This window comes from Solemya velum gill symbiont (assembly GCF_002020255.1).
GTDB lineage: Bacteria > Pseudomonadota > Gammaproteobacteria > Chromatiales > Chromatiaceae.
This window is the reverse complement of the sequence record NZ_MPQG01000003.1, coordinates 55,895-80,535: the sequence shown is the minus strand read 5'-3', so window position 1 is coordinate 80,535 and position 24,641 is coordinate 55,895. Positions and strand designations below refer to the sequence as shown.

22 protein-coding genes are annotated in these 24,641 nt (G+C 52.8%); all 22 read left to right on the top strand.

Annotated elements, in window-relative coordinates:
- The first annotated feature begins 1 nt into the window (after position 1).
- The 22 genes from rpsB (at position 2) to BOW06_RS03815 (ending at position 24,631) form a co-directional block, all read left to right on the top strand.
- Complete coding sequence (rpsB, locus tag BOW06_RS03920; RefSeq protein WP_078452568.1) at positions 2 to 805, top strand: 30S ribosomal protein S2; 804 nt, start codon at positions 2 to 4, stop codon at positions 803 to 805.
- A 58-nt stretch (positions 806 to 863) separates the two neighbouring features.
- The gene (gene tsf / locus BOW06_RS03915; RefSeq protein WP_078454444.1) at positions 864 to 1,748 is read left to right on the top strand and encodes a translation elongation factor Ts; all 885 of its coding nucleotides are present in this window, start codon (positions 864 to 866) and stop codon (positions 1,746 to 1,748) included.
- 63 nt (positions 1,749 to 1,811) lie between these two features.
- Positions 1,812 to 2,534 carry a UMP kinase gene (gene pyrH, locus BOW06_RS03910; RefSeq protein WP_043115891.1) on the top strand — a complete coding sequence of 241 codons (723 nt, stop codon included), beginning with the start codon at positions 1,812 to 1,814 and terminating at the stop codon, positions 2,532 to 2,534.
- A complete protein-coding gene (gene frr / locus BOW06_RS03905) occupies positions 2,531 to 3,088 on the top strand; it encodes a ribosome recycling factor (protein ID WP_043115890.1) in 558 nt (185 codons plus the stop codon). The genes pyrH and frr overlap by 4 nt, the downstream gene beginning before the upstream one ends.
- Before the next feature lie 34 nt (positions 3,089 to 3,122).
- Positions 3,123 to 3,872 (top strand): polyprenyl diphosphate synthase, encoded by a 750-nt coding sequence (gene uppS, locus BOW06_RS03900; protein ID WP_043115888.1) that lies wholly within the window; start codon positions 3,123 to 3,125, stop codon positions 3,870 to 3,872.
- Complete coding sequence (locus BOW06_RS03895) at positions 3,859 to 4,683, top strand: phosphatidate cytidylyltransferase (protein ID WP_043115886.1); 825 nt, start codon at positions 3,859 to 3,861, stop codon at positions 4,681 to 4,683. Before uppS ends, BOW06_RS03895 begins: the two co-directional genes overlap by 14 nt.
- Positions 4,680 to 5,852, top strand: coding sequence for a 1-deoxy-D-xylulose-5-phosphate reductoisomerase (ispC, locus tag BOW06_RS03890; protein ID WP_078454443.1), 1,173 nt, complete (start codon positions 4,680 to 4,682; stop codon positions 5,850 to 5,852). Before BOW06_RS03895 ends, ispC begins: the two co-directional genes overlap by 4 nt.
- Before the next feature lie 6 nt (positions 5,853 to 5,858).
- Positions 5,859 to 7,208, top strand: a complete 1,350-nt coding sequence (gene rseP / locus BOW06_RS03885) for an RIP metalloprotease RseP (RefSeq protein ID WP_078455131.1) — start codon at positions 5,859 to 5,861, stop codon at positions 7,206 to 7,208.
- A gap of 272 nt (positions 7,209 to 7,480) precedes the next feature.
- Positions 7,481 to 9,862: an outer membrane protein assembly factor BamA gene (gene bamA / locus BOW06_RS03880; RefSeq protein ID WP_256858095.1), complete on the top strand. Its 2,382-nt coding sequence runs from the start codon at positions 7,481 to 7,483 to the stop codon at positions 9,860 to 9,862.
- A gap of 33 nt (positions 9,863 to 9,895) precedes the next feature.
- Positions 9,896 to 10,432 carry an OmpH/Skp family outer membrane protein gene (locus BOW06_RS03875; protein WP_043115882.1) on the top strand — a complete coding sequence of 179 codons (537 nt, stop codon included), beginning with the start codon at positions 9,896 to 9,898 and terminating at the stop codon, positions 10,430 to 10,432.
- Positions 10,432 to 11,460, top strand: coding sequence for a UDP-3-O-(3-hydroxymyristoyl)glucosamine N-acyltransferase (gene lpxD, locus BOW06_RS03870; RefSeq protein ID WP_078452565.1), 1,029 nt, complete (start codon positions 10,432 to 10,434; stop codon positions 11,458 to 11,460). Before BOW06_RS03875 ends, lpxD begins: the two co-directional genes overlap by 1 nt.
- Positions 11,461 to 11,529: 69 nt before the next feature.
- A complete protein-coding gene (fabZ, locus tag BOW06_RS03865; RefSeq protein ID WP_043115881.1) occupies positions 11,530 to 11,964 on the top strand; it encodes a 3-hydroxyacyl-ACP dehydratase FabZ in 435 nt (144 codons plus the stop codon).
- Between the two features lie 31 nt (positions 11,965 to 11,995).
- A complete protein-coding gene (gene lpxA / locus BOW06_RS03860) occupies positions 11,996 to 12,766 on the top strand; it encodes an acyl-ACP--UDP-N-acetylglucosamine O-acyltransferase (protein ID WP_043115880.1) in 771 nt (256 codons plus the stop codon).
- A complete protein-coding gene (gene lpxB / locus BOW06_RS03855) occupies positions 12,766 to 13,935 on the top strand; it encodes a lipid-A-disaccharide synthase (protein ID WP_043115879.1) in 1,170 nt (389 codons plus the stop codon). Before lpxA ends, lpxB begins: the two co-directional genes overlap by 1 nt.
- Positions 13,928 to 14,518: a ribonuclease HII gene (gene rnhB / locus BOW06_RS03850; RefSeq protein ID WP_043115878.1), complete on the top strand. Its 591-nt coding sequence runs from the start codon at positions 13,928 to 13,930 to the stop codon at positions 14,516 to 14,518. Before lpxB ends, rnhB begins: the two co-directional genes overlap by 8 nt.
- A gap of 70 nt (positions 14,519 to 14,588) precedes the next feature.
- Entirely contained in the window at positions 14,589 to 18,131 is a 3,543-nt protein-coding gene (dnaE, locus tag BOW06_RS03845; RefSeq protein WP_052132003.1) for a DNA polymerase III subunit alpha, read from the top strand.
- 8 nt (positions 18,132 to 18,139) lie between these two features.
- Positions 18,140 to 19,099, top strand: coding sequence for an acetyl-CoA carboxylase carboxyl transferase subunit alpha (gene accA, locus BOW06_RS03840; RefSeq protein ID WP_043115877.1), 960 nt, complete (start codon positions 18,140 to 18,142; stop codon positions 19,097 to 19,099).
- On the top strand, positions 19,086 to 20,381 hold the full coding sequence (gene tilS / locus BOW06_RS03835) for a tRNA lysidine(34) synthetase TilS (protein WP_179115398.1): 1,296 nt from the start codon (positions 19,086 to 19,088) through the stop codon (positions 20,379 to 20,381). The genes accA and tilS overlap by 14 nt, the downstream gene beginning before the upstream one ends.
- Positions 20,382 to 20,632: 251 nt before the next feature.
- Positions 20,633 to 20,875 carry an OadG family protein gene (locus tag BOW06_RS03830; protein WP_043115876.1) on the top strand — a complete coding sequence of 81 codons (243 nt, stop codon included), beginning with the start codon at positions 20,633 to 20,635 and terminating at the stop codon, positions 20,873 to 20,875.
- A gap of 19 nt (positions 20,876 to 20,894) precedes the next feature.
- On the top strand, positions 20,895 to 22,691 hold the full coding sequence (gene oadA / locus BOW06_RS03825) for a sodium-extruding oxaloacetate decarboxylase subunit alpha (protein WP_043115873.1): 1,797 nt from the start codon (positions 20,895 to 20,897) through the stop codon (positions 22,689 to 22,691).
- A complete protein-coding gene (locus tag BOW06_RS03820) occupies positions 22,691 to 23,983 on the top strand; it encodes a sodium ion-translocating decarboxylase subunit beta (RefSeq protein WP_078454440.1) in 1,293 nt (430 codons plus the stop codon). Before oadA ends, BOW06_RS03820 begins: the two co-directional genes overlap by 1 nt.
- Before the next feature lie 135 nt (positions 23,984 to 24,118).
- Positions 24,119 to 24,631, top strand: a complete 513-nt coding sequence (locus tag BOW06_RS03815; protein WP_078452560.1) for a YceD family protein — start codon at positions 24,119 to 24,121, stop codon at positions 24,629 to 24,631.
- Positions 24,632 to 24,641 lie beyond the last annotated feature (10 nt).

The following is a 24,641-nucleotide window of genomic DNA, read 5'->3' as shown; positions in this document are numbered from 1 at the left end:
AATGGCAAATATCAGCATGCGCCAGATGCTTGAAGCAGGCGTACATTTTGGTCACCAGACCCGCTACTGGAACCCGAAGATGGCTAACTACATCTTTGGCGAGCGTAACAAGATCCACATCATTAATCTTGAGAAGACCCTGCCACTGCACAATGATGCGATGAATTTCATCGGATCCCTTGCAGCCAATGGCGGCAAAGTTCTCTTTGTCGGCACCAAGCGTGCGGCACGCGATGTGATTCGCGAAGAAGCCGAGCGTTGCAATATGCCCTATGTCAACCATCGTTGGCTCGGCGGCATGCTGACAAACTTCAAAACCATCAAGCAGTCTATCAAGCGCCTCAAGGATCTTGAGAGCATGAGCGAGGATGGTAGCCTTTCAACCCGTTTCAACAAGAAAGAGCAACTGACTCTTACTCGTGAAATGGAAAAGCTGAACCGCAGTCTTGGTGGCATCAAGCACATGAACGGCATTCCCGATGCGCTCTTTATTGTAGATAGCGGTTACGAGAAGAATGCTGTAGCTGAAGCCAGCAAGCTGGGGATTCCTGTTATTGCTGTCGTTGATACCAACAATGACCCGGATGCAATCGATTACGTCATTCCTGGAAATGATGACGCTATCCGCGCAGTACAGCTATATGTACAGGGCGCATCTGCGGCGGTTCTTGAAGGTCGTGCCAGTGCAGCAACAGTTGCAGCCGGTGGTGACACTGCACCTGCAGCACCAGCACCTGAAGCGGCTGCAGAGCCTACTCCAGAAGCAGCAGCTGAACCTGCACCGGAAGCACCTGCAGAAGGTTAATTCCTTCGCAAGGCTTACTGGAACCCAAACCTAATTCAATTCCTACGAGGTCGATGTAATGGCGATTACCGCGTCTTTGGTTAAAGAGCTGCGTGAAAGAACTGGCGCAGGCATGATGGAGTGCAAGAAAGCACTGGTCGAAACAGATGGCGATATCGAAACCGCTATCGAGAATATGCGTAAATCCGGTCAGGCGAAAGCTGCCAAGAAGGCTGGACGCATTGCTGCGGAAGGTCTGATTGTTTTTGCTGCCAGCGATGACAACAAGTCAGCCGCAATGGTTGAAGTCAACTGTGAGACTGACTTTGTTGCAAAGGATGAAAACTTCTCATCTTTTGCCAATGCAGTTGCAGAGCGTACGCTCAACTCTGATGTTGCGGATGTTGAGACACTGGTCGATATGCCTCTGCATGATGGTGAAGAGGCAACAATTGCTGCGACACGTGATGCACTGATTTCAAAAATCGGTGAAAACATGTCCGTGCGCCGTTTTGTACGTATCAACTCCAGTGGCGGAGTCTACTCTTATCGTCACGGTGTGCGTATCGGTGTTCTCGTCGATATGGAAGGTGGTGACGCAGAGCTGGGTCGTGATATCGCAATGCACATTGCTGCAAGCAACCCTGTATGTGTTTCTGCAGACGATGTTCCTGCCGAGAAGCTCGCCAGCGAGCGTGAAATCTTTCGCTCCCAGGCTCTTGAGAGCGGCAAGCCTGAAGCGATCGTCGACAAGATCATTGAAGGGCGTGTTCGCAAGTACCTCGAGGAGATCACTCTTAACGGTCAGGCTTTCGTCAAGGATCCCGATGTTACTGTCGGCAAGCTGCTTGAAAAGGCAGGTGCAAAGGTGATTAGCTTCACGCGCTACGAAGTGGGTGAGGGGATTGAGAAGAAACAAGAGGATTTTGCAGCCGAGGTTATGGCGCAGGTCCAGGGTTCCTGATCCGAACAGGCGTCCCGAACGGGGCGCCTTTTTTCTGGGCGTGATTCAACAGGATATGACTCAATGAGCTATCAGCGTATTTTACTGAAACTCTCCGGTGAGGCCCTCATGGGCAATGGCGATTCCGCCATTGATCCGGAGATCATGCAGCGCGTTGCCGCTGATCTTCAACAACTCGTCGCCAGGGGTGTGCAGGTTGGCCTGGTTATTGGTGGCGGCAATATCTTCCGCGGTGCCGGACTGGTGCAAAGTGGCATTAACCGTGTCACCGGTGATCACATGGGGATGTTGGCAACTGTCATGAATGCGCTTGCGATGCACGATTTTCTGCGTCGTTTACAGGTACCGAGTCGTGTCTACTCATCGTTTGATATGCAACAGGTGTGTGAGCCCTACCAGCGTGACGCAGCAGTTCGTTTTCTGGAAACGGGCGGTGTAGCTCTCTTTTCAGCCGGAACTGGCAGCCCCTTTTTCACCACGGATACCGCGGCGGCTCTGCGAGCAGTCGAAATTGGTGCCGATCTCCTGATCAAGGCAACCAGGGTTGATGGTGTCTATGATGATGATCCGCTGAAAAATCCGCAGGCAAAACGTTACGAAAGACTGGATTATGATCGGGTAGTGCGCGAGAATCTCGGTGTAATGGATCTCACAGCGATTCTGTTGTGCCGTGATCACGGTATGCCGCTGCGGGTTATGGATATCAATGAGGCCGGCGCTTTGCTGAGTCTCGTGGAAGGTGAAGAGGTTGGTACGCTTGTGCACGCAGGAGAGAAAGACAGATGATTGATGACATCAAAAAAGATGCAGCGGACAGAATGGGCAAGAGTGTCGAGGCACTGGCGCGCGAACTGTCAAAAATAAGGACTGGCCGGGCGCATCCGAGCCTGCTCGATCACCTGAGCGTCTCCTACTATGGCAATCCAACACCACTCAACCAGGTTGCAAACATCTCTGTAGAGGATAGTCGCACACTGTCAATTCAGCCATGGGAGCAGAACATGGTGGGCGCGGTTGAGAAAGCGATCCTCGAGTCTGATCTTGGTCTCAATCCCAATACTGCAGGTACTGTTATTCGTGTGCCCATGCCGCCACTGACCGAGGAGCGTCGCAGGGACCTGATCAAGGTTGTCCGCAGCGAAGGTGAGGGCGCCAAGGTAGCGGTACGTAATATTCGCCGTGATGCCAACAGTGATCTCAAAAACCTGGTTAAAGAGAAGCTGATTTCCGAGGATGATGAGCGTCGTGGCCAGGAGATTATCCAGAAATTGACAGATCAGCATGTCAAGGAAGTTGACCAGGCGTTGGAAGTCAAAGAAAAAGACTTGATGTCAATCTGATGCTTCTGCATCAATTTCCTCTGAGAGCAGGATAATGAGTCACGACGGTTGGCGAGGAGTGCCACGCCATGTTGCCATTATCATGGATGGCAACGGGCGTTGGGCCAGGCAGCAAGGCAAACCACGCCAGGCTGGCCACAAGGCCGGTGCCGAGAGTGTGCGTGCAGTCATTGAAGAAAGTGTCACTGCCGGTATCGAGGTGCTGACACTGTTCGCCTTTTCCAGTGAGAACTGGAGCAGGCCGGAGAAAGAGGTCAGCTTTTTGATGGACCTGTTTCTGCGAGCCCTGACTCGTGAAGTGAAACTGCTCCAGGAGCAAGGCATCCGTTTCCGTGTCATCGGGAATCGCTCCAACCTCTCATCGAAACTTGTGGATACCATTGTTGCTGCTGAAAAGCGAACAGCCGGCAACAGTGGCATGGTACTGCAACTTGCTGTTTCATACGGTGGTCGCTGGGACATCGTGCAGGCAGCTCAAAAGACAGCACGCCTGGTCGCCGATGGTCAACTCAGTGCCGATGATATTGATGAAAACAGTTTCTCTCAGCAGCTCTCCTTTTCAGACCTGCCGGAAGTTGACCTCTTTATCCGCACCGGCGGGGAGTTGAGGATCAGTAATTTCATTTTGTGGCAGGCAGCATACGCAGAGTTCTATTTTAGCGACACCTTGTGGCCCGATTTCTCGGCAGACTCATTACGCCTGGCCCTGAATGATTATGCCAACAGGGAGCGTCGTTTCGGGCGTACCAGTGAGCAGTTGGGGGTGAAAAATGCTAAAGCTTAGAGTTATTACGGCATTACTGCTTGCGCCACTGGTCATACTGGGAGTTCTGAAGCTCTCCAACCCGATGTTCTCCGGCGCGCTGCTACTCGTTATCCTTCTATGCGGCAATGAGTGGGCAAGACTTGCGGGTCTGCGTGGTATTGCCGAAAGGCTGTTTTACCTGTTGAGCATGGCCGGCCTGATGATCGGTTTGTGGCTGAATGCCTCTGACCCGGTTCTCAACCTTGCTATATTGGCGATTGCCGGAATCTGGATGGGGATGACAGCCGCACTCTTTGTGTGGGGGCGCAAGCCACTTCAGCAGGTTTCCAATCAGCCCGTGGTGGCACTGTTTGGTCTCATGCTGCTTCCCTTTGCCTGGTTCTCACTGTCACGCCTGCATCTTTCTTCGGAAGTTGGACCGCAACTGACCCTGGCGTTACTCTTCCTGATCTGGCTTGCCGATACTGCCGCATACTTTGGAGGCAAGCGTTTCGGACGCAATAAATTATCTCCGGTGCTGAGTCCAAACAAGACCTGGGAAGGATTTTTCAGTGCAATGCTCTCAGCCCTGTTGTGGGTAGTTGTAGTCAAGCAACTCATCGCTGTTCCTGTCGGTTATGTTTCACTGACGGCGATAGCGCTCATTGTCGCCTCGGTATCGGTTGCCGGTGATCTCTTCGAGAGCATGGTCAAGCGCCGTGCCGGCGAGAAAGACAGTGGACGGCTACTGCCCGGACACGGTGGTGTCTGGGACCGTATCGACAGCCTGGTTTCTGCAGCGCCCGTGTTTCTCGCATTAATGATCATGCTCGGTGGTTTTGACGGATGATCGGTGTAGTCGTACTGGGCTCGACCGGCTCTATCGGTACTAGCACGCTGGATGTCATCGCGCGCCATCCCGATCGTTACCAGGTAATGGTTCTTGCTGCCAACACCAGTGTCGATGCCATGTGGTCCCAGGTTGAGAAATTCAAACCGCCATACGTTGTTATGGTTGATCCGCAGGCCGCAGGCCGGCTACGTGAGAAGGTTCTTACCGCAAATCTTGATACAGAAGTCCTCAGTGGTTCAGTTTCACTCGAAACAGTTGTTGCCCTGCCGGAAGTTGATACGGTCATGGCTGCAATCGTTGGTGCCGCTGGCCTCGGTTCATCTCTTGCTGCTGCCCGGGCTGGTAAACGTGTTTTGCTTGCCAACAAGGAGTCGCTGGTTCTGGCGGGTTCGCTGTTTATGCGCACCGTCAAGGAGAATGGTGCACGGCTTCTTCCCATCGATAGTGAACACAATGCGCTGTTCCAGTGTATGCCAGCACCCGATACAGAGGTCGAAAATGGTATCAGGCGACTCCTGCTGACGGCGTCGGGTGGACCATTCCGCTCAAAATCCCTGTCAGAGTTGCAGTCTGTTACGCCTGAAGAGGCGTGTGCCCATCCGAATTGGGATATGGGCAAGAAGATCTCCGTCGATTCGGCCACCATGATGAACAAGGGGCTGGAAGTGATCGAAGCACGCTGGCTGTTTGATGTCGGATGCAAGGATATCCAGGTGGTGGTGCATCCACAGAGCGTGATTCACTCGATGGTTGAGTATGTTGACGGCTCGGTGCTGGCGCAGATGGGTAATCCTGATATGCGTACACCGATCGCCCATGCACTGGCATGGCCCGAACGGATCACCTCCGGGGTGGCGTCGCTTGACCTGTTTGAAGTGGCCCGTCTCGATTTTGAAGCACCGGATTTTGAACGTTTTCGCTGCCTCCAGCTGGCCTATGATGCAATCTCCAGTGGAGGTGTCAGCGCCGCGGTACTGAATGCCGCTAACGAGATCGCGGTGGATGCGTTTCTTCAGCGCAAGCTCACCTTTACAGATATTCCGGTACTCATTGAAGAGACGCTTGCAGATGTTGCCAACAGCGAAGTCGAATCAATCGCGCACCTGGTGGATGTGGACCGTGAGAGTCGCAGTGTGGCGAATCAGCATCTGGCACGAAGAGGCTAGGCGATTATGCTGCAAACCATTTTCTGGACCATAATCGCGATTGGATTGCTGGTAACCGTGCATGAATTCGGTCACTTCTGGGTGGCGCGCAAGCTGGGCGTCAAGGTGCTGCGCTTCTCGGTCGGTTTTGGCTCACCTTTGTGGAAAAGAACTGCACGCGATGGCGTTGAGTATGTCGTCGCCGCGATACCGCTGGGCGGATACGTAAAAATGCTCGATGAGCGTGAAGGCGGAGTCGACGAGGCAGAACTGCCAAAGGCATTCAACCGTCAGAAACTCGGTGTGAGGACGGCAATCGTACTTGCCGGTCCGCTTGCCAACCTGATTTTTGCGATATTTGCCTACTGGGCAATTTTTCTCTCCGGCGAAACCGGGCTCAAGCCGATACTGGATGAGCCGATCCCGGAATCTGCAGCTGCAGCTGCGGGATTCCGCTCCGGTGACGAGATTGTCGAGGTTGGCGGAGAGTCGGCAAATAGCTGGGAGCGTGTGATTTATCAGCTGGTTGAGTATGCCGTCGACGGAGAGGCTGCGCCTGTTAGCGTCGTTGGAGAGGATGGTATGCAGAGAGAGCTCTTTCTGCCTGCTGAATCCCTGTTGGTGCTTACCGAGAGCCAGGGTGCTGTCAGTCAAATCGGATTGGTACAGAAGCTCCCCCATATTCCTGCCGTAATCGGAGAGGTTGTCACTGACTCTCCTGCAGAGGCTGCCGGTTTTCAGCCCGGTGACAGGGTTACCGGCGTGAATGGCAAGCCAATTCAAGACTGGCATGGCTGGAGCCGCGAAATCCGTGAAAATCCGGGGCGCGGCCTTGAGGTCGAAGTTGAGCGTAACGGACGGCTACAGCTCCTGCAGTTGATCCCGGGAGAGAAGGGGAGTGGCGACAGCGTGATCGGTTTTGCCGGCGTTAGCTATACCGATGACGTCGATTTCGGCCGCTATCGATCCGAGATTCACTACACTCCGCTCGCCGCTCTGGAGAGAGCAGCGCAGGAAACCTGGAAAATGTCAGCCCTGACACTGAAAGTGATCGGGGGCATGCTTAGCGGCCAGCTCTCTGTCGAGAGTCTTGGCGGCCCCGTGACCATTGCCAAGGCTGCAGGAGACACCGCGGAAATCGGTATTGGCGCCTTTGTTCGCTTCCTGGCAATGCTGTCTGTGACGATCGGCATTCTTAATTTACTGCCGATTCCGGTGCTGGATGGGGGGCACCTGGTTTTATACCTGATCGAATTCCTTGCCGGGCGGCCCCTGCCGGACTCAGTGCAGGCACGCGCACAGGGAATCGGCATGATGATCATGCTCGGCATCATGCTGCTGGCGCTCTATGTCGATTTTGGCAGGTTTTTCGGGTGATTAAGGATTCTCTGGTCAGGCCATAATTTTTGACCTTACCGTGAGAATTCACCAATTCTACGTTGTAAATCCTCAAAATTGCGATGCAATTACGTGCGATTCTCGCCTTGAGCTGACGTAATTTAATCGGCAATTTTTTCAGGTAGACAAAATCTGAGGCTCCTTAAGGTTCAGCTTCCCGTTTCAACATTGGCAAAACTCCTTTATACTCCGAGTAATCGATTTTTTGTTGCTCAAGAATGAATAATATAACCCCGGGCTCGTTAACCATGATGAAGCAAACATCTCGTCTTTTTGTTGTAGTAATTGCGCTGCTGATCTCTTCAGTTGGCTTCGCTGCAAGCTTTTCTATCAAAGATATCCGCGTAGAGGGATTACAGAGAATATCGGCTGGTACCGTCTTCAGCTATATTCCCTATGAAGTGGGTGATCGCGTCGATCAGAATGCGCCTGCTGAAATTATCCGTTCACTCTACGGCACCGGTTTTTTCAAGGACGTTCAACTGGAGCAGGACGGTAATGTTCTGGTGGTCTCAGTTGTCGAGCGTCCTGCAATCGCCTCGATCACGCTGGAAGGCAACAAGGATATCGATGACGAGACGATCCTTGAGAGTATGCGTTCCGTAGGCTTTGTTGAGGGCCGGGTTTTTAATGAGCTGCTGCTGGATCGTACCAAGGAGGGGCTCAAGAGCGCCTACTTCGATCGTGGCAAGTACAGTGTCCAGATCGATTCCGTGATCACTCCTCTTGAGCGTAACCGTGTTGCAGTCGACCTGCTGATCAGAGAGGGCAGGACAGCCAACATTGAGGAGATCAACATTGTCGGTAACACGGCGTTTGACGAGGATGATCTGCAAGATGAATTGTCACAATCGACCGGAAGTATTATTTCGCGTTTTACCAAGGAAGACCGCTATTCACGCCAGAAGATGACGGCCGACATCGAGACCCTGCGCTCCTATTACATGGATCGCGGCTATATCAAGTTCGATGTCGATTCTACCCAGGTCAACATCAGCCCCGAGAGTGAAAAAGTCTACCTGACAATGAATATCAGCGAGGGTGATGTCTACACGCTCAGCGATGTAAAGATCGCGGGCAAGACGATTGTCGAGCCAGAGAAACTCTTTCCGCTGATTCACCTCGTGCGTGGCGAACCCTTCTCACGCAAGCTGGTTGTACGTAGTGCCGAGCGCCTCACCAGTGCACTATCTGACCAGGGATACGCTTTTGCCAAGGTCAATCCGATTCCGGTAATCGATGAAGAGAAGAAAACAGTCGCAGTCACTTTCTACATTGAGCCAGGTCGCCGCGTTTACGTGCGCAGAATCAATATCCAGGGCAATACACGTTCACGTGATCGCGTGCTGCGTCGTGAATTCCGCCAGATGGAATCTGCCTGGTATTCAGCCGAGCAGGTGACCAGGTCGAAAGAGCGCCTGTTGCGACTCGGTTATTTTGACAAGGTGGATATCACCACGTCGCCTGTACCAGGTGCGCCTGACCAGATTGATATCAATGTCAGCGTGGTTGAGCACCGCTCCGGTGAATTGATGTCTAGTGTCGGTTACTCGCAGTCGGGAGGTGTTTCACTGCAGGCGAGTATCAGTGAAGAGAACTTCTTTGGAACCGGCAAGAAGGTGAAGCTGGGATTCAATACCAGTGATGTCACGACCTATTACGAACTCAGCTATACCGACCCCTACTTCACTATGGATGGCGTTAGCCAGGGCTTTACCTTGCGCTATAGTGAAACCGACATGAGTAATGTCAGCGGTTCGGTAACAACCGACTATGCAACTGATGATGGCAGAATTGGCATCAACTTCGGTTTCCCGATTACCGAGCATGACCGTTTTCGTGTCACGGCCGATATCGACTACACCAAGCTGAAGATTGTTGATCCACATGACGGTGGTACTGATGGGGATTACTGTACTCCAGGTGATCAGACCGGGGACCTGAATCCTGCGGAAGACTTTATTTGCGGGCAGGATGGCAATGACAGCTATCTGAACTATGTTGTAGGTTTCGGTTGGACACATGACAGCCGTAACCGGGCTTACTTCCCAACCAACGGTAGCCAGATCTCCGCAGGCCTCAAGGTTGCTACACCAGGTAGTGATCTTCAGTACTTCACGGCAAATTACAACCAGAAGACCTACGTACCGGTTTGGGAAGATTTCGTGCTTGCAGGTCGTGTCAATCTCGCCTACGGCGCCGAATATGGTGACAGCAGTGAATTTCCTTTCTTCAAAAGGTTTTATGCTGGCGGCCCGGGTTCTGTGCGTGGTTTCCAGGCCTACTCGATGGGTCCGACCGAGTGTGAATATCTTGGCATTGCCGAGGACTCAAGCTGTAGCGATGCAATTGGCGGCACCATCAGCATGACTGGTTCACTCGAATTCTGGACGCCACCACCGCTAGCTGATCTGAAAGACAGCATGCGTCTTGTCGGCTTTGTCGATTTCGGTAATGTTTTCGACCCGGACATCAGTGATTTTGATGTCGGTGAGCTGCGTTACAGTGCTGGCATCGGCATGAGCTGGCTCTCCCCGGTTGGCCTGCTGAATGTCAGTTATGCACTGCCATTGAACGAAACGGAGACTGATGAGGTCGAAGAGTTTCAGTTCACTTTTGGTACGCGCTTCTGAGTGCGCGCCTGAAACCAGGTTAAAAACAACGTTATGCTGAAATTGACAAGAACCGTATTGCTGGCACTTCTTTTTGTGCAGGTATCCACGGCAAGTGCCGAGACATCTCACAAGGTCGGCTTTGTAAATGTACCCCTGATTATGAAGAAGTCGCCCCAGGTTGCCGCGATAGAAGAGGGCTTGAAGCAGGAATATCTGAGCCGTAACAAGGTGCTTGATTCACGCCGCGAAAAGCTTAAAGAGCTTGAGTTTGAACTCAAGGATTCCGGCTCTCTCTCTTTTGAAGATCGCACCGCACTGGAACGCAAGGTTCTCACCGAAAGACGTCGTCTGAAAGAGGCAACAAGTGAGCTTGATGAAGATATTGCATTCAAGAAGACCGATGAGCAGAACCGTTTACGTATTCTGATCGCCGAGACGATTGAGTCGATCGCGAGGGAACAGTCTATCGATCTGGTGTTTGAAGCCGCAGTGGTCCATGCAAGCGAGCGTGCCGATATTTCAAACCAGGTACTGGAACGTATGCAGGCAGCATTTGAGGCGAACAAGGGCGAATCAGTCAGCAAGTGATGAGTAATCACGCCATGCCTGTTAGTCTTGAACGGTTGGTAACGATAACCGGGGGCGTGTTGGAAGGTGATGGCAATCACCTGGTTGACGGAGTCGCTACCCTGCACGATGCGCAAAACCACCATGTTGCGGCTCTCACGAACAGTCGCTACAAACGAGAGGTGGAAAAAAGCAGTGCCGGATGCATATTAGTTGCCGAGAAGGATGCCGAAGGGCTGGACTGCAACAGGATTCTTCACCCTGACCCTTCATTGGGTTTTGCCATGGTGAGCAGGTATTTCAATCCACCCAGAGCGGTCGTGCCTGGCGTTGCAGATTCTGCAGTGATCGATGTCACGGCAACAGTTGCTACCAGTGCCGAGATTGGTGCAAACACGGTTGTCGGTGCCAATGCCGTGATTGGTGAAGGTGTTTATATTGGGCCTGGTTGCATGATTCTCGATAACGCCATTGTTGGAGAGAGCAGTCGCCTGATTGCCAACGTGACCCTGTGTGAAGGAGTTGAGATTGGCACGCACTGCCTGCTTCATCCTGGAGCAGTAATCGGCAGTGACGGTTTCGGATTTGCGAACGAGGCGGGCAAGTGGCTTAAAGTGCCCCAGATCGGACGTGTGGTGGTCGGAAATCTTGTTGAGATCGGTGCCAATACATCGATTGATCGCGGTTCCCTGCGTGATACGGTGATTGGTGATGGTGTCAAGCTGGATAACCAGATACAGATTGCTCACAATGTCGTGATTGGCGCACATACGGCAATCGCAGGCCTGGTTGGTATTGCAGGCTCTACAACGATAGGCAGTCACTGCACTATTGCAGGTGAGGCTGGTATTGTCGGACACCTCCAGATTGGTGATTACTGCCATATCGGGGCGCGCGCGATGGTGACGCGTTCCCTGAAAGAGAGAAGTAATGTCAGTGGTGGCGTCCCTGCTGTCGAGTCTGGCCTGTGGCGGCGTATGATAGCCAGGCTGCGGCGAATTGATGCGATGGCTGATCGCATCAGTGCACTCGAGAAAATGAAAAAATAGCCGCAGGATGCACTTTCAATAAAAATTTGTGCCCAGGCACAGTCGAATCGGAGAGAAATTGTGGTCGTAATGGATGTTCAACGGATCATGGAGCATTTGCCCCATCGTTATCCCTTTCTGCTAGTGGACAGAGTGGTCGAGATCGAAGGTACCAAGCGTCTCGTCGGGATCAAGAATGTCACCATGAATGAGCCACAATTCACCGGACATTTTCCGGTCAAGCCGATTATGCCCGGTGTCTTGATTATCGAGGCGCTTGCACAGTGCACGGGCCTGTTGGCGATGGAGTCACAGCCAGAGGAAGTGTCGGAGAATTCAATCTACTATTTTGTCGGAATCGACAAGGCTCGCTTCAAGCGCGTTGTAGTACCAGGCGATCAGCTGAGAATGGAAGTCGAATTCATCAAGCGCAAACGCTCTATCTGGGTCTTCAGCGCCAAGGCAACCGTTGATGGCGAGCTTGCTGCTTCAGCAGAAATCATGTGTACAGCACGTGAAATCTGATTTCAGGATTCTCATCTAGCGGAACAGACGTGTGATTCATCCAACAGCGATTGTAGATCCACAAGCAAGGCTTGCAGATGACGTTGAGGTGGGTGCCTACAGCATCATCGGCGCTGACGTCGAGATCGGATCCGGTAGCGTCATAGGTCCGCACGTGGTGATCCATGGCCCCACACGTATCGGCACTGATAACAGAATTTACCAGTTTGCATCAGTCGGTGAGGCGTGCCAGGACCTCAAGTACAAGGGTGAACCGACCCGGCTCGAAATCGGTGATCGCAACACCATCCGCGAATATGCAACTCTACATAGAGGTACAACCCAGGACCAGGGATTGACGCGAGTCGGCAGCGATAACCTGCTGATGGTGTCGACCCATGTCGCTCACGATTGTCTTGTCGGTGATCACGTGATTCTCTCGAACGGCGCATCACTGGCTGGCCACGTCACTGTCGAGGATCATGTCATCCTCAGCGGCTTTACACTGGTGCACCAGTTCTGCCGTATTGGGCAGCACGCCTTTGCAGGCATGGGTAGCGGTGTGAACCGTGATGTCCCCCCCTGTACGCTTGTGAGCGGGAATCCTGCTCAACCTCACGGTATCAACAGTGAAGGTCTCAAGCGACGTGGTTTTGAGCCAGAGACAATTCGTGCAATTAAAAATGCCTACAAGATTCTCTATCTGAGCGGCAGGAAACTGGACGATGCAATCAAGGAGATTGCATCAACAGCTAACGGAATTGCAGCACTCGAATCATTCGTCAGCTTCCTGGAAAATTCTCAACGAAGTATCGTTCGCTGATGTCATTGACAATAGCCGTGGTTGCCGCAGAGCCGTCGGGTGACCTGCTAGGTGCCGCGCTGATGGTCGCGCTGAAGTCCCGTCATGCAGATATCAGGTTTATCGGTGTTGGTGGTCCGGAGATGACCGCCGCCGGTCTCGACAGCAGGATTCCGTTGGAGAAACTCTCCATCATGGGTATTTTCGAGGTACTGCCGCGCTTGCCGGAATTGCTTAAACTGCGCAAGCAGTTGCGTCTCTGGTTGATAGAGCAGAAACCGGATATTTTTATCGGTATCGATGCGCCTGATTTTAACCTTGGGCTTGCCCGCTCCCTGAAAGAAACAGGTATCAAGACGATCCAGTATGTCTCACCAAGCGTGTGGGCGTGGAAGGAGAAGCGTGTAAAGAAGATACGCGCCTCGGTTGACCGGGTCCTGTGCCTGTTTCCATTTGAAGAGAGTTTTCTGCACCGACACCATGTCGCGGCAACCTATGTCGGGCACCAGATGGCAGATCAGTTGCCGATGAGTCCCAACAGGCGTGAGGCGCGTGAAGAGCTCGGCGTGCCCGAGGATGCTAATATACTCGCGTTGTTACCGGGAAGCAGGGCAACAGAAGTTGAGCGCCTTGCTCGCCCGTTTCTGCAAACAGCTGTCGAGGCCAGTGCACAGTTGGATAATCTGCACGTCGTGGTTCCACTGGTTAACGCAACGACGCGCGACCTATTCGAGAAGTTGGCTGAGCCGTTCCGTTCTGAATTGAACCTGGTACTTGTCAATCGCAACGCAACAGCAGTCATCACAGCGGCGGATGTTGTTCTGTTGGCTTCCGGTACAGCGACATTGCAGGGGATGCTGTGCAAGCGCCCCATGGTCGTGGGTTACAAGGTGAGCAGTCTTACCGCGGCCTATATCAGGCTGTTCAGGATGATAAAAATTCCCTACCTGGCGATTGCAAACCTGTTATGTGACGAAATGTTGGCGCCCGAGTTTATCCAGGAGCGTTGCCGTGCAGAATTGATGACGCCTGCTGTAGTGCAGATGTTTACGGATAAAGAACAAACACAGAATATCGTAAAGCGATATACAGAAATCCACGAACAATTACGTTGTGCTGCTGCTGCATCTGCCGCCGAGGCGGTACTTGATCAGCTGAGATATACGGGTGGTGGTGCCAATCATGCCTGAGACTTTGGTATGTGGTGTTGATGAGGTTGGGCGCGGCCCGCTTGCCGGACCGGTCGTGACGGCAGCCGTCATCCTCGATCCCGATGTCGAAATCATTGGTCTTGATGACTCCAAAAAACTGACGGCAAAGCGCCGTGATTACCTCGCTGATGAGATCCGCGAAAAATCACTCTGCTGGGCTCTTGCGCGTGCAGAAGTCGCCGAGATCGACGAGTTGAATATACTGCATGCAACCATGCTGGCAATGCGACGTGCGATTGAAGCATTGCCCATTCTCCCTGCGCTCGCACTGATTGACGGCAACCGCATTCCACCGGGACTGAATTGCAGGGCAGAGGCGATCGTCAAGGGTGACAGCCTGCACGCAGAGATTGCAGCAGCTTCAATCCTTGCAAAGGTGACACGCGACTCGGAAATGGTCGAAATGGATGCCTGTTACCCGGGTTACGGCTTTGCATTGCACAAGGGATACCCGACAAAAGTACACATGGAGGCCCTGCAAAGCCTTGGTGTTACGCCAATTCATCGTCGCTCTTTTTCTCCCGTGCAGAAAGCATTGCACGTATCAGTAAAATCATCTTGATGCAGCGGCGCGGGCAACGCAAAATAAAAGCCTCTCATAATCAGAATATCTACCAGGCTGTTTGATCGTAATGGAACCAAGGTTCGTCCATCTCTGCATTCATTCCGAATACTCACTCGTCGATGGACTGGTGCGTATCAAGCCGCTGGCTGCGAAAGCTGCACAGCAAGGCATGGCTGCAGTTGCGCTGACTGACCGTTCCAATCTCTTCGCCATGGTCAAGTTTTACCGTTCGGCATTGGCTGCCGGGGTCAAACCGATCATCGGTGTCGACCTGCTGATACATAATGAAGAGGATACGAGTCACCCCCACAGGTTACTGATGCTGGTCAGGAACGAGGCAGGCTATCTCAACCTGAATCGTTTGATCTCGCGTGCATACCGTGAGGGGCAACACCTCGGTGTGCCGATGATCGAACGCGACTGGCTTGACGAGGCAGCTGACGGCCTGATTGCCATTCTTCCCTGTTTTGACAGTGATATCGGGCAGCAGCTGCTTGCCGGTAAGGAGCAGGAGGCTGTGCAAAGCCTTGCCGCGTGGCAGAGCTGTTTTCCAGCATCTCTCTATCTTGGGGTGAGCCGTACAGGGCGGCCCAATGAAGAGGAGGCCGTACATGCAATGGTTACGCTCTCATCAAAAGAACAGGTTCCGCTGGTTGCGCTCAATGATGTACGTTTCATCGGCAAGCAGGATTATGATGCACATGAGGTCAGGGTGTGTATCCATGAAGGCCGCACACTAGACGACTCACGGCGTCCTCACCTCTATACCGAGCAGCAGTATCTACGCAGCGAAGATGAGATGTGTGAACTGTTTGCCGATATCCCCGAGGCTTTGCACAACAGTGTCGAGATTGCCAGGCGCTGTAACCTTCAGCTAAGCCTGGGTAAGAATTACCTGCCGGAGTTTCCGATCCCCGAGGGGATGACCACGGAAGAGTATTTTGCAGATATCTCCAGGAAGGGACTTGATGAACGTCTGCAGACAATTTTTGCAGATAACCCGGAAGAGATTGAAGCGCAACGGGCGCCTTACGACGAGCGCCTGCAGATTGAGCTCGACGTCATCAACCAGATGGGTTTTCCCGGTTACTTCCTGATCGTTGCCGACTTCATCCAGTGGGCCAAGGATAACGCCATACCCGTAGGTCCCGGGCGTGGTTCGGGTGCCGGTTCACTGGTTGCCTATGCACTCAAGATTACTGATCTCGACCCGATTGAACATGATTTGCTGTTCGAGCGCTTTCTCAATCCCGAGCGAGTCTCGATGCCTGACTTTGATATCGATTTCTGCATGGATAACCGAGACCGTGTCATTGATTACGTGGCGCAAACTTACGGGCGCGATTCGGTATCGCAAATTATTACCTACGGTTCGATGGCCGCCAAGGCGGTGGTGCGTGATGTCGGGCGTGTACTGGGACACCCATACGGATTTGTTGACAGGGTTGCCAAGCTGGTCCCTTTCGAAGTTGGCATGACGCTGACAAAAGCGATGGATGAGAATCCGGAGTTTCGCCAGGCCTACGACGAGGATGAGGAGGTCAGGGAACTAATCGACATGGCTTTGAAGCTGGAAGGTATTTCCAGAAACGCCGGTAAGCATGCCGGCGGCGTGGTCATAGCGCCGACAGTACTGACAGATTTCACCCCGCTCTACTGTGAAGCCGGCGGTGCCAATCTCGTGACCCAGTTCGATAAGGATGATGTCGAGGCAGTGGGCCTGGTCAAGTTCGACTTTCTTGGCCTGCGTACCCTGACGATCATCGATTGGGCAATTGGTCACGTCAACCGTCAGCGTAAGAAGGAGGGTCTTGAAGCGCTGGATATCGCCAAGATACCGATGGATGATGTCGATGCTTTCAAGTTGCTCAAGACCGGACATACGACAGCAGTATTTCAGCTTGAATCACGCGGTATGCAGGAGCTGATTCGCAAGCTTCAGCCGGATAACTTTGACGATATCACGGCGCTGGTTGCCCTGTTTCGCCCCGGACCCTTGCAATCGGGCATGGTTGATGACTTCATCAACCGTAAGCATGGGCGTGCACAGGTTGAATACGCGCACCCAACGCTGGAACCGATTCTGCGTTCGACATACGGTGTCATTCTCTACCAGGAACAGGTTATGCAGATCGCCCAGGATCTTGCGGGCTACACCCTGGGCGGCGCCGACCTGCTGCGCCGTGCAATGGGCAAGAAGAAGCCCGAGGAGATGGCGAAGCAGCGCGAAATATTCCTTCAGGGTGCAACAGAAAATGATGTCGACGAGGAGGTCTCCACCTATATTTTCGATCTGATGGAGAAATTCGCCGGCTATGGTTTCAACAAGTCGCACTCTGCTGCCTATGCACTGGTTTCCTACCAGACACTGTGGCTCAAGACGCACTACACGGCTGAGTTCATGGCTGCAGTCCTCTCGTCGGATATGGATTCGACTGACAAGGTCAAAATTTTTGTCGAGGAGTGCAAGCAACTCGAACTCGAACTGCTGCCGCCCGATGTCAACAGTTCCGCCTATTACTTCACGGTCAGCAACGAGGGTGGAGTTATATACGGGTTAGGTGCGATCAAGGGTGTTGGCGAGGCGGCTATCGAGGAGATTGTCACTTGCCGTGGTGAGAAAGGCTACAGGGACCTGTTCGACATGTGTCAGCGCATTGATCTGAAAAAGGTCAATCGCCGTGTTCTCGAATCACTGATTCGTTCCGGTGCAATGGACAGTTTTGGTTCCAACCGGGCGACACTCTCGGCACAAATTCCGATGGCGTTGAAAATGGCAGAACAGCAGAATGCCATGGATGCAGCTGGCCAGGATGACCTGTTTGGCATGGGGTCAGACGACAGTGAACAGCCATCAATGGATGAAAGTATTTTACCGTCGCATGATGAGTGGCAGAACGAAATTCTCCTGCAGGGCGAACTGGAGACACTCGGGCTCTATCTTACGGGACATCCAATGGATGCTTACGAGACTGACCTGGATGCACTCGGGGTACGTCGCCTGCAGCAGCTGGAGACAGCTGCTCCACCCAAAGAGAAGGGACGTGGTGAGCGAGTCCGACTCGCCGGGCTTGTAACCGCAATCAACAGGCGGGAAACACAACGCGGTACCATGGCAAGCGTGTTGATCGAGGACGGAAAAGCTCGTTGCGATGTTGCCTTCTTTTCCGATGCTCTGGAACGGCTCGAAGAGTTTCTGGTGAACGGCAATATGTTGTTGATTGAAGGTACGCTCTCCTATGACTCCTACCGGGATGCGATCAGTATCCGTGCTGATAATGCAGTGCTGCTCGAAGAGGCGCGTCAGCTCTCATGTCGACAATTGTATCTTGTGATTGAAGAGAGTCAGTGGCGCAAGGCAGGCGAAACACCGGCATCATTTGTGGAATCTCTGATGCAGTTAATGCAGCCTTACTGTGGTGGCAACAGTCGCGTCTGTCTTAATTACAGGGGAGATCATTACACTGGCAGTTTGCTGCTCGGGGATCAGTGGAGCCTTCATCCGAAGGAGGCGCTGTTGCAGACATTGAGAAGGACGCTTGGAGAAGAGTCTGTTCGACTCGGCTATAGCGAAATGCAGGATTCCGCAGTCGCTGAAACTTCTGTATAGTTCACCCTATGGATCTCAATTTTCTAGATTTCGAACAGCCGATCGCCGAACTCGAGGCGAAAATCGCAGAGTTGCGCCTGGTAGATACTGACGCCGAGATAAATATCCAGGATGAAATCACCAGGCTTGAAACCAAGAGTAGCGAGCTGACAGGTACGATTTTCTCCAGTCTTACACCATGGCAGATTTCCCAGGTGGCGCGTCATCCACTGCGGCCCTATTTTCTCGATTATATTGAACGCATTGTTGATGATTTCGAAGAGCTGCATGGCGACCGTGCCTATGCAGATGACCCTGCGATCATCGCCGGCATTGGCCGTATCGGCGAACGCCCGGTCGTACTGATTGGTCATCAGAAAGGACGCGATACCAAGGAGAAGCTGCATCGCAACTTTGGTATGCCCCGTCCGGAAGGATATCGCAAGGCGTTACGCGTGATGGAGTTGGCTGAACGCTTTGAACTCCCGATATTTACCTTTATCGATACCCCGGGTGCCTATCCAGGTGTCGGTGCTGAAGAGCGTGGACAGAGTGAAGCAATCGCACGTAACCTGCGCGAAATGGCACGTCTGCGCGTACCTGTTATCTGTACCGTGATTGGCGAGGGTGGTTCTGGTGGTGCGCTTGCGATTGGTGTTGGTGACCGGGTGCAAATGCTTCAGTACAGTACCTATTCTGTTATTTCGCCAGAAGGCTGCGCCTCAATTCTGTGGAAGGATGCCGACAAGGCTTCACTTGCTGCCGATGCCATGGCGATTACCTCGGACAAGCTCAAAGAGCTCGGGCTGATCGATACCATCATTGAAGAACCGCTTGGTGGTGCACATCGTGACCCGGATACCATGGCAAGGTCTCTCAAGGCCTCGCTGCTGGAGACGCTTGAGCGGGTTGAGTCGATAGATAGTGAAGAGCTGCTTGAGCTGCGTTACAAGCGCATCATGGAGTATGGGCGTTTTGAAGAGGGATGATGCCTTCAATCCGCAGCAACTGCTGCAGGTGATCAAAAAAGCGCCCCCGACGGGGCGTTTTTTGCTGGCGCTTTCCGGTGGTGTTGATTCGATCGTGATGCTCGATGCAATGGTGGCAATCAGGAAGTCACTGCTGCCGGTTCGGTTCGCTGCAGTGCATGTCAATCACCAGCTTCATCCGAGAGCAGAGGCATGGACAGACCATTGCCGGCAGGCGTGTGAAAGTCACAATATAGAGTTGAGCGTTCTCACGGTTGAGGTTGAAAATGGAGATGGCCCCGAGGCATCAGCGCGACAGGCTCGTTACGATGCGATCGCTGCCATCATGGAGCCGGGGGATGTGCTGCTTTCTGCACATCATCTCGATGACCAGGCGGAGACGCTGTTGCTTAACCTGATGCGCGGTTCCGGTCTGCGTGGTCTTGCCGGTATGCCGTTGCTGAGACCTTTTGCCGACGGGTGGCTGATGCGTCCACTACTCGATTGCTCACGTCAGCAACTACTTGATTATGCGAATAACAGAATGCTTGAATGGATTGATGACCCGAGCAACCTGGATGAGTCGCTGGACAGAAATTTTGTGCGCCACTCTGTTATCCCGTTACTTCAGAATCGTTGGTCAGCTGCTTCAGGCAGCCTGGCAACCAGTGCCGGACTGCTGCAGGAATCAGATGAACTGCTTGGCATACAGATAGAAGACGAGCTGGCTGCATGCGTGGATGAGCGGGCTTGTCTGCTTCTCCCCGTGTTGCTTGAGCACGAAGAGAAGATGCAGGCGCTGCTGGTAAGAAAGTGGTGTGAATCACGTGGCTTTGGATCTCCTCCAAGAGCAAGGTTGTATGAACTCTTGAAGCAGCTAGAGTCTCCTGCTGACCGTCAACCTGCGTTTACCTGGAACAGCCTCTTTATTGCTCGTCATGCAGACCGGCTGATCGCGCACCAGCTATTGCCGGAGCACGATAGCAACTGGCGCTCATCGTGGAAGGGTGATGAGCCGCTGCAGCTGCCGGGGAACCTGGGTGTTCTGCATTCGGCCGGAGGTCAATTCAATATGCCGCTGGAGGTCGGTTTTCGCCGTGGTGGTGAGCGTCTTCTGCAGGGAGGTATGCATCGTGATCTGAAGGCGCTGTTCCATATGAATGATGTACCAGCCTGGCTCAGGGAGCGCGTGCCACTGTTGTTCAGGGAGGGTGAATTGATTGCAATCGCCGACATGCTGATCAGTGACACTGCAGACATTAAAATCGATTGGCGGCGGGGTAAGGGCTGGCCAAACTATTAATAGTTGATTCCCCTGAAAGGAGGGGATGTGAAATCTTTCCTGTTATTGAGTAAACTATCTTTCGGTCAGAGAAAATTGTCCGGAAAAACAAGTGCAAAATAGGACAGTTGTCCGACTAAAAAGTTAAAAAATTGTTGCAGTGCAATGTAATTTGGTTTTGAATAACCAACACTTATGACTGGCAGACGGCATTTTAATTCTATGCCGACAGTGTTCGGTTAACTCTAATTCGTGATCGGGAGGTAATGGAAATGCAGGTTTCAGATCTCATGCTAGAAGGCGCACAGCTCATGTTACTGGGTATGGGGAGCGTCTTTATATTCCTGACCATACTGGTCATGACAATGAAAGCGATGAGCTGGTTGGCCATTACTGTTGGCGGCGAGGAAGAGGCGCTTCCATCAAAGGCACCGGTTCGCGACAGCGGAGTTGATGCCAATATCATTCCGGTCATCGCGGCAGCAGTAGCCGTATGGCGCAAGCGACATAATTAAAACCAAGCGGATAACGACCATGACACAGAACAAACTCGGAATCACCGATAACGTCCTTCGTGACGCTCACCAATCCCTTTTTGCAACGCGTATGCGTATCGACGATATGCTGCCAATCGCGGAGAAACTCGACCAGGTCGGTTTCTGGTCGCTTGAAACCTGGGGTGGAGCAACCTTTGATGCCTGCATCCGTTTCCTTGGTGAAGATCCGTGGGAGCGCCTGCGCCTGCTGAAAGAGGCGATGCCAAATACACCGATGCAAATGTTGCTGAGAGGACAGAATATCCTCGGTTACCGGCACTATGCAGATGATGTTGTTGAACGTTTTGTTGAGCGTTCAGCAGAAAACGGTATGGATGTTTACCGTATATTTGATGCGATGAACGATGTTCGCAATCTTGAGACTGCAATTAAAGCAACGCTCAAGGTAGGAAAGCATGCACAGGGTACGATTTCCTATACAACAAGCCCGGTCCACTCGATTGATGGTTATGTTGATATGGCGAAGCAGATGGAGGACCTCGGTTGTCACTCTATCTGTATCAAGGATATGGCGGGCCTGCTCAAGCCTTATGTAGCTGTTGAGCTGGTGACCCGACTCAAGGAGGCACTGGATATTCCTATCGCATTGCACTCCCATGCCACAACCGGCATGAGCACCGCGACACACGTCAAGGCAGCTGAAGCCGGCGTTGATGTTGTTGATACATCAATCTCATCCATGGCGATGACTTATGGCCATTCGGCAACTGAATCAGTTGTTGCAATCATGCAGGATACCGAACGTGATACGGGGCTTGATCTTGGATTGCTCGAAGAGATTTCTGCTTACTTCCGCGAAGTGCGCAAGAAGTATGCAAAGTTTGAAGGCTCTTTGAGAGGAATCGATTCACGTATTCTTATCGCACAGGTTCCCGGCGGCATGCTGACCAACATGGAAGGCCAGTTGAAAGAGCAGGGTGCGGCAGACAAGTTTGATGATGTACTCAAGGAGATTCCTGAAGTTCGCAAGGACCTTGGCTATATCCCGCTGGTCACACCGACCAGCCAGATTGTTGGCACCCAGGCGGTACTGAATGTTCTGACCGGAGAGCGCTACAAGTCAATTTCAAAAGAGACAGCAGGCATCCTGAAAGGTGAGTATGGCGCATCTCCTGCACCGGTCAATGCTGAACTTCAGGCACGTGTACTGGAAGGCGGAGAGCCGATTACCTGTCGCCCTGCAGATCTTCTCGAAGCGGAATTTGACAAGTTGACTGATGAGTTACAAGAGATCGCCGGTGAGAAGGGTATCGATCTGGCAGACAGCGTTGAAGATGATGTGCTGATCTATGCCCAGTTCCCGCAGATTGGCCTCAAGTTTCTTGAGAATCGCAATAACCCGGATGCCTTCGAACCGGTACCAACAGCCGAGGATGCGACTGCAGCAGCTGCGCCCGCAGCAGCTTCTCCGCAGAGTGCTGTTGAACCGGAAGCATTGTCTGTCAGCGTTAACGGCGTAACTTACGATGTGGTCGTTGGTCCTGGCGGGGCTGTTACCAGTGTACAGACTGCCGCAGCTCCTGCTCCGGCAGCAGCGCCTGCACCGGCAGCTGGTGGTGCAAGTGAAGATATTCCATCGCCGCTTGCAGGTAACATTTACAAGATCAATGTGACCACCGGAGACGTGGTCAATGACGGTGACGTCATCATGATCCTCGAAGCGATGAAAATGGAAACCGAAGTACGTGCTCCGAGGAGCGGTACGGTTACCACGGTCAGCGTCAAGGAAGGCGATTCTGTGCAAGTCGGTGAAACCCTGCTGGTACTCTCCTGATGGAAGGTTTTGAAGCACTCTGGCTATCGATGGGGATAGCCAACTTTGCATGGGGGCAGTTGCTGATGATGTTTATCGGTGCGCTGCTGATCTATCTTGCGATCTCACGTGGTTTTGAGCCTCTGTTGCTGTTGCCGATCGGGTTTGGTTCGATATTGGCCAATATTCCCGTTGCCGGTCTCGCCGAAAGTGCGGTTGAACAGCTGATGCATTACGGATCGTTTGAGCATAAAGAGCTATTTGCGACCCTGTTGCAGGTAGAGGTTGACCAGATTGGAGCGGCATGGAAACAGGCGGGTGCTGCGATGCAGTTATCCGGAGCCCAGTTAGCCAGTGATCTCGGCTATTCGGATGGCATGCTCAACCAGTTTTACAACGTAGCTGTTGCCAGTGGTATCGCACCCCTGCTGATTTTTATGGGTGTCGGTGCGCTGACAGATTTCAGTGCGCTGATCGCAATGCCAAAAACCCTGTTTCTGGGTGCGGCAGCGCAGTTTGGAATATTTGCAACCCTGCTTGGCGCCCTTGCGCTAAACCTGATTCCTGGTTTTGAGTTTACTCTTGCCGATGCCTCAGCGATCGCAATTATCGGTGGTGCCGATGGCCCGACAGCGATTTTTCTTGCTTCCAAGCTTGCACCCGACCTGCTCGGTGCGATCGCGGTTGCTGCCTATTCATACATGGCGCTGGTGCCTATTATTCAGCCGCCGATTATGCGAGCACTGACCTCCGAAAAGGAGCGCAGTATTGTTATGAGTCAGCTGCGCCCTGTGAGCAAGCTGGAGAAAATCTTCTTCCCCTTCTCCGTACTGGTGCTGACTATCCTGTTTCTGCCATCAGCCGCGCCCCTTATCGGTATGCTGATGTTCGGTAACCTGCTCAAGGAGAGCGGGGTTGTTGATCGCCTCAGCAAGGCTGCTCAGAACGAGATTATCAATATCGTCACCATCTTTCTTGGTCTTTCAGTCGGCTCCAAGCTCTCGGCAGACAAGTTTCTCAGTGTAGAAACACTGGGTATCCTGGCCCTTGGTGCAGTCGCCTTCATGATCGGAACTGCAACAGGCGTACTGATGGGCAAGGTATTGTGCAAGATAAGTGGCGGTAAGGTTAACCCACTGATTGGCGCTGCCGGCGTATCGGCGGTACCCATGGCTGCACGTGTCGCGAATAAAGTTGGACTGGAGTCAAATCCACATAACTTCCTGCTGATGCATGCAATGGGGCCAAACGTGGCTGGTGTTATCGGCTCCGCAGTTGCTGCCGGTGTGTTGCTTGCAGTTGTAGGTGGCTGACCTGCAAGAGTTTTAGTCTGAATCCCCGCTGTCGCGGGGATTGTTCTTCGTCAGAATTCACGGCCGCAGTTTTTTAGCCGAAACTCGTTGATTTCTTTTGACAAAAACAGGGTGTTGCAATACTATTGCGCCCCTATGTCGCCACAGTGTCCCGAACTTGTCGATCCTGAGCGTTTTGCAAGACAGGAGAGCAGCTGCAGCGGAAGCGCACAGCTCGATCAATTCGAGCGCATCGCGCCCATGCTGGCCAGTCAGGAAGGGAGTGTTGACTTCAGGTTCCGGTTTACCCGTGATACCCGTCACCGCCCGTTGCTTCAAGGCAGGGTAGAGGGCGTATTGCTGTTGCAGTGCCAGCGCTGCATGGAGCCAGTTGATCTTAGCGTCGATGCCGAGGTTTCACTGGTTGTCGTGCAAGGGTTAGACGAGGCTGAGAGCCTGGAGCCGGAGTTTGATCCGCTGATTCTTGAAGAAGAGCGTGTCAACCTGCTGCAACTGGTCGAGGACGAGTTGTTGCTGGCTATACCGGCAGTTCCGCGTCACCTCGATTGTGAAGCGGCAACAACAGAAAGTGGCGAAGAATTGGAAACAGAAGCGGTGCATGAGAACCCATTTGATGTTCTCGCGCAGCTTAAAAAGAGTAACGACTAATCCGTTAGTC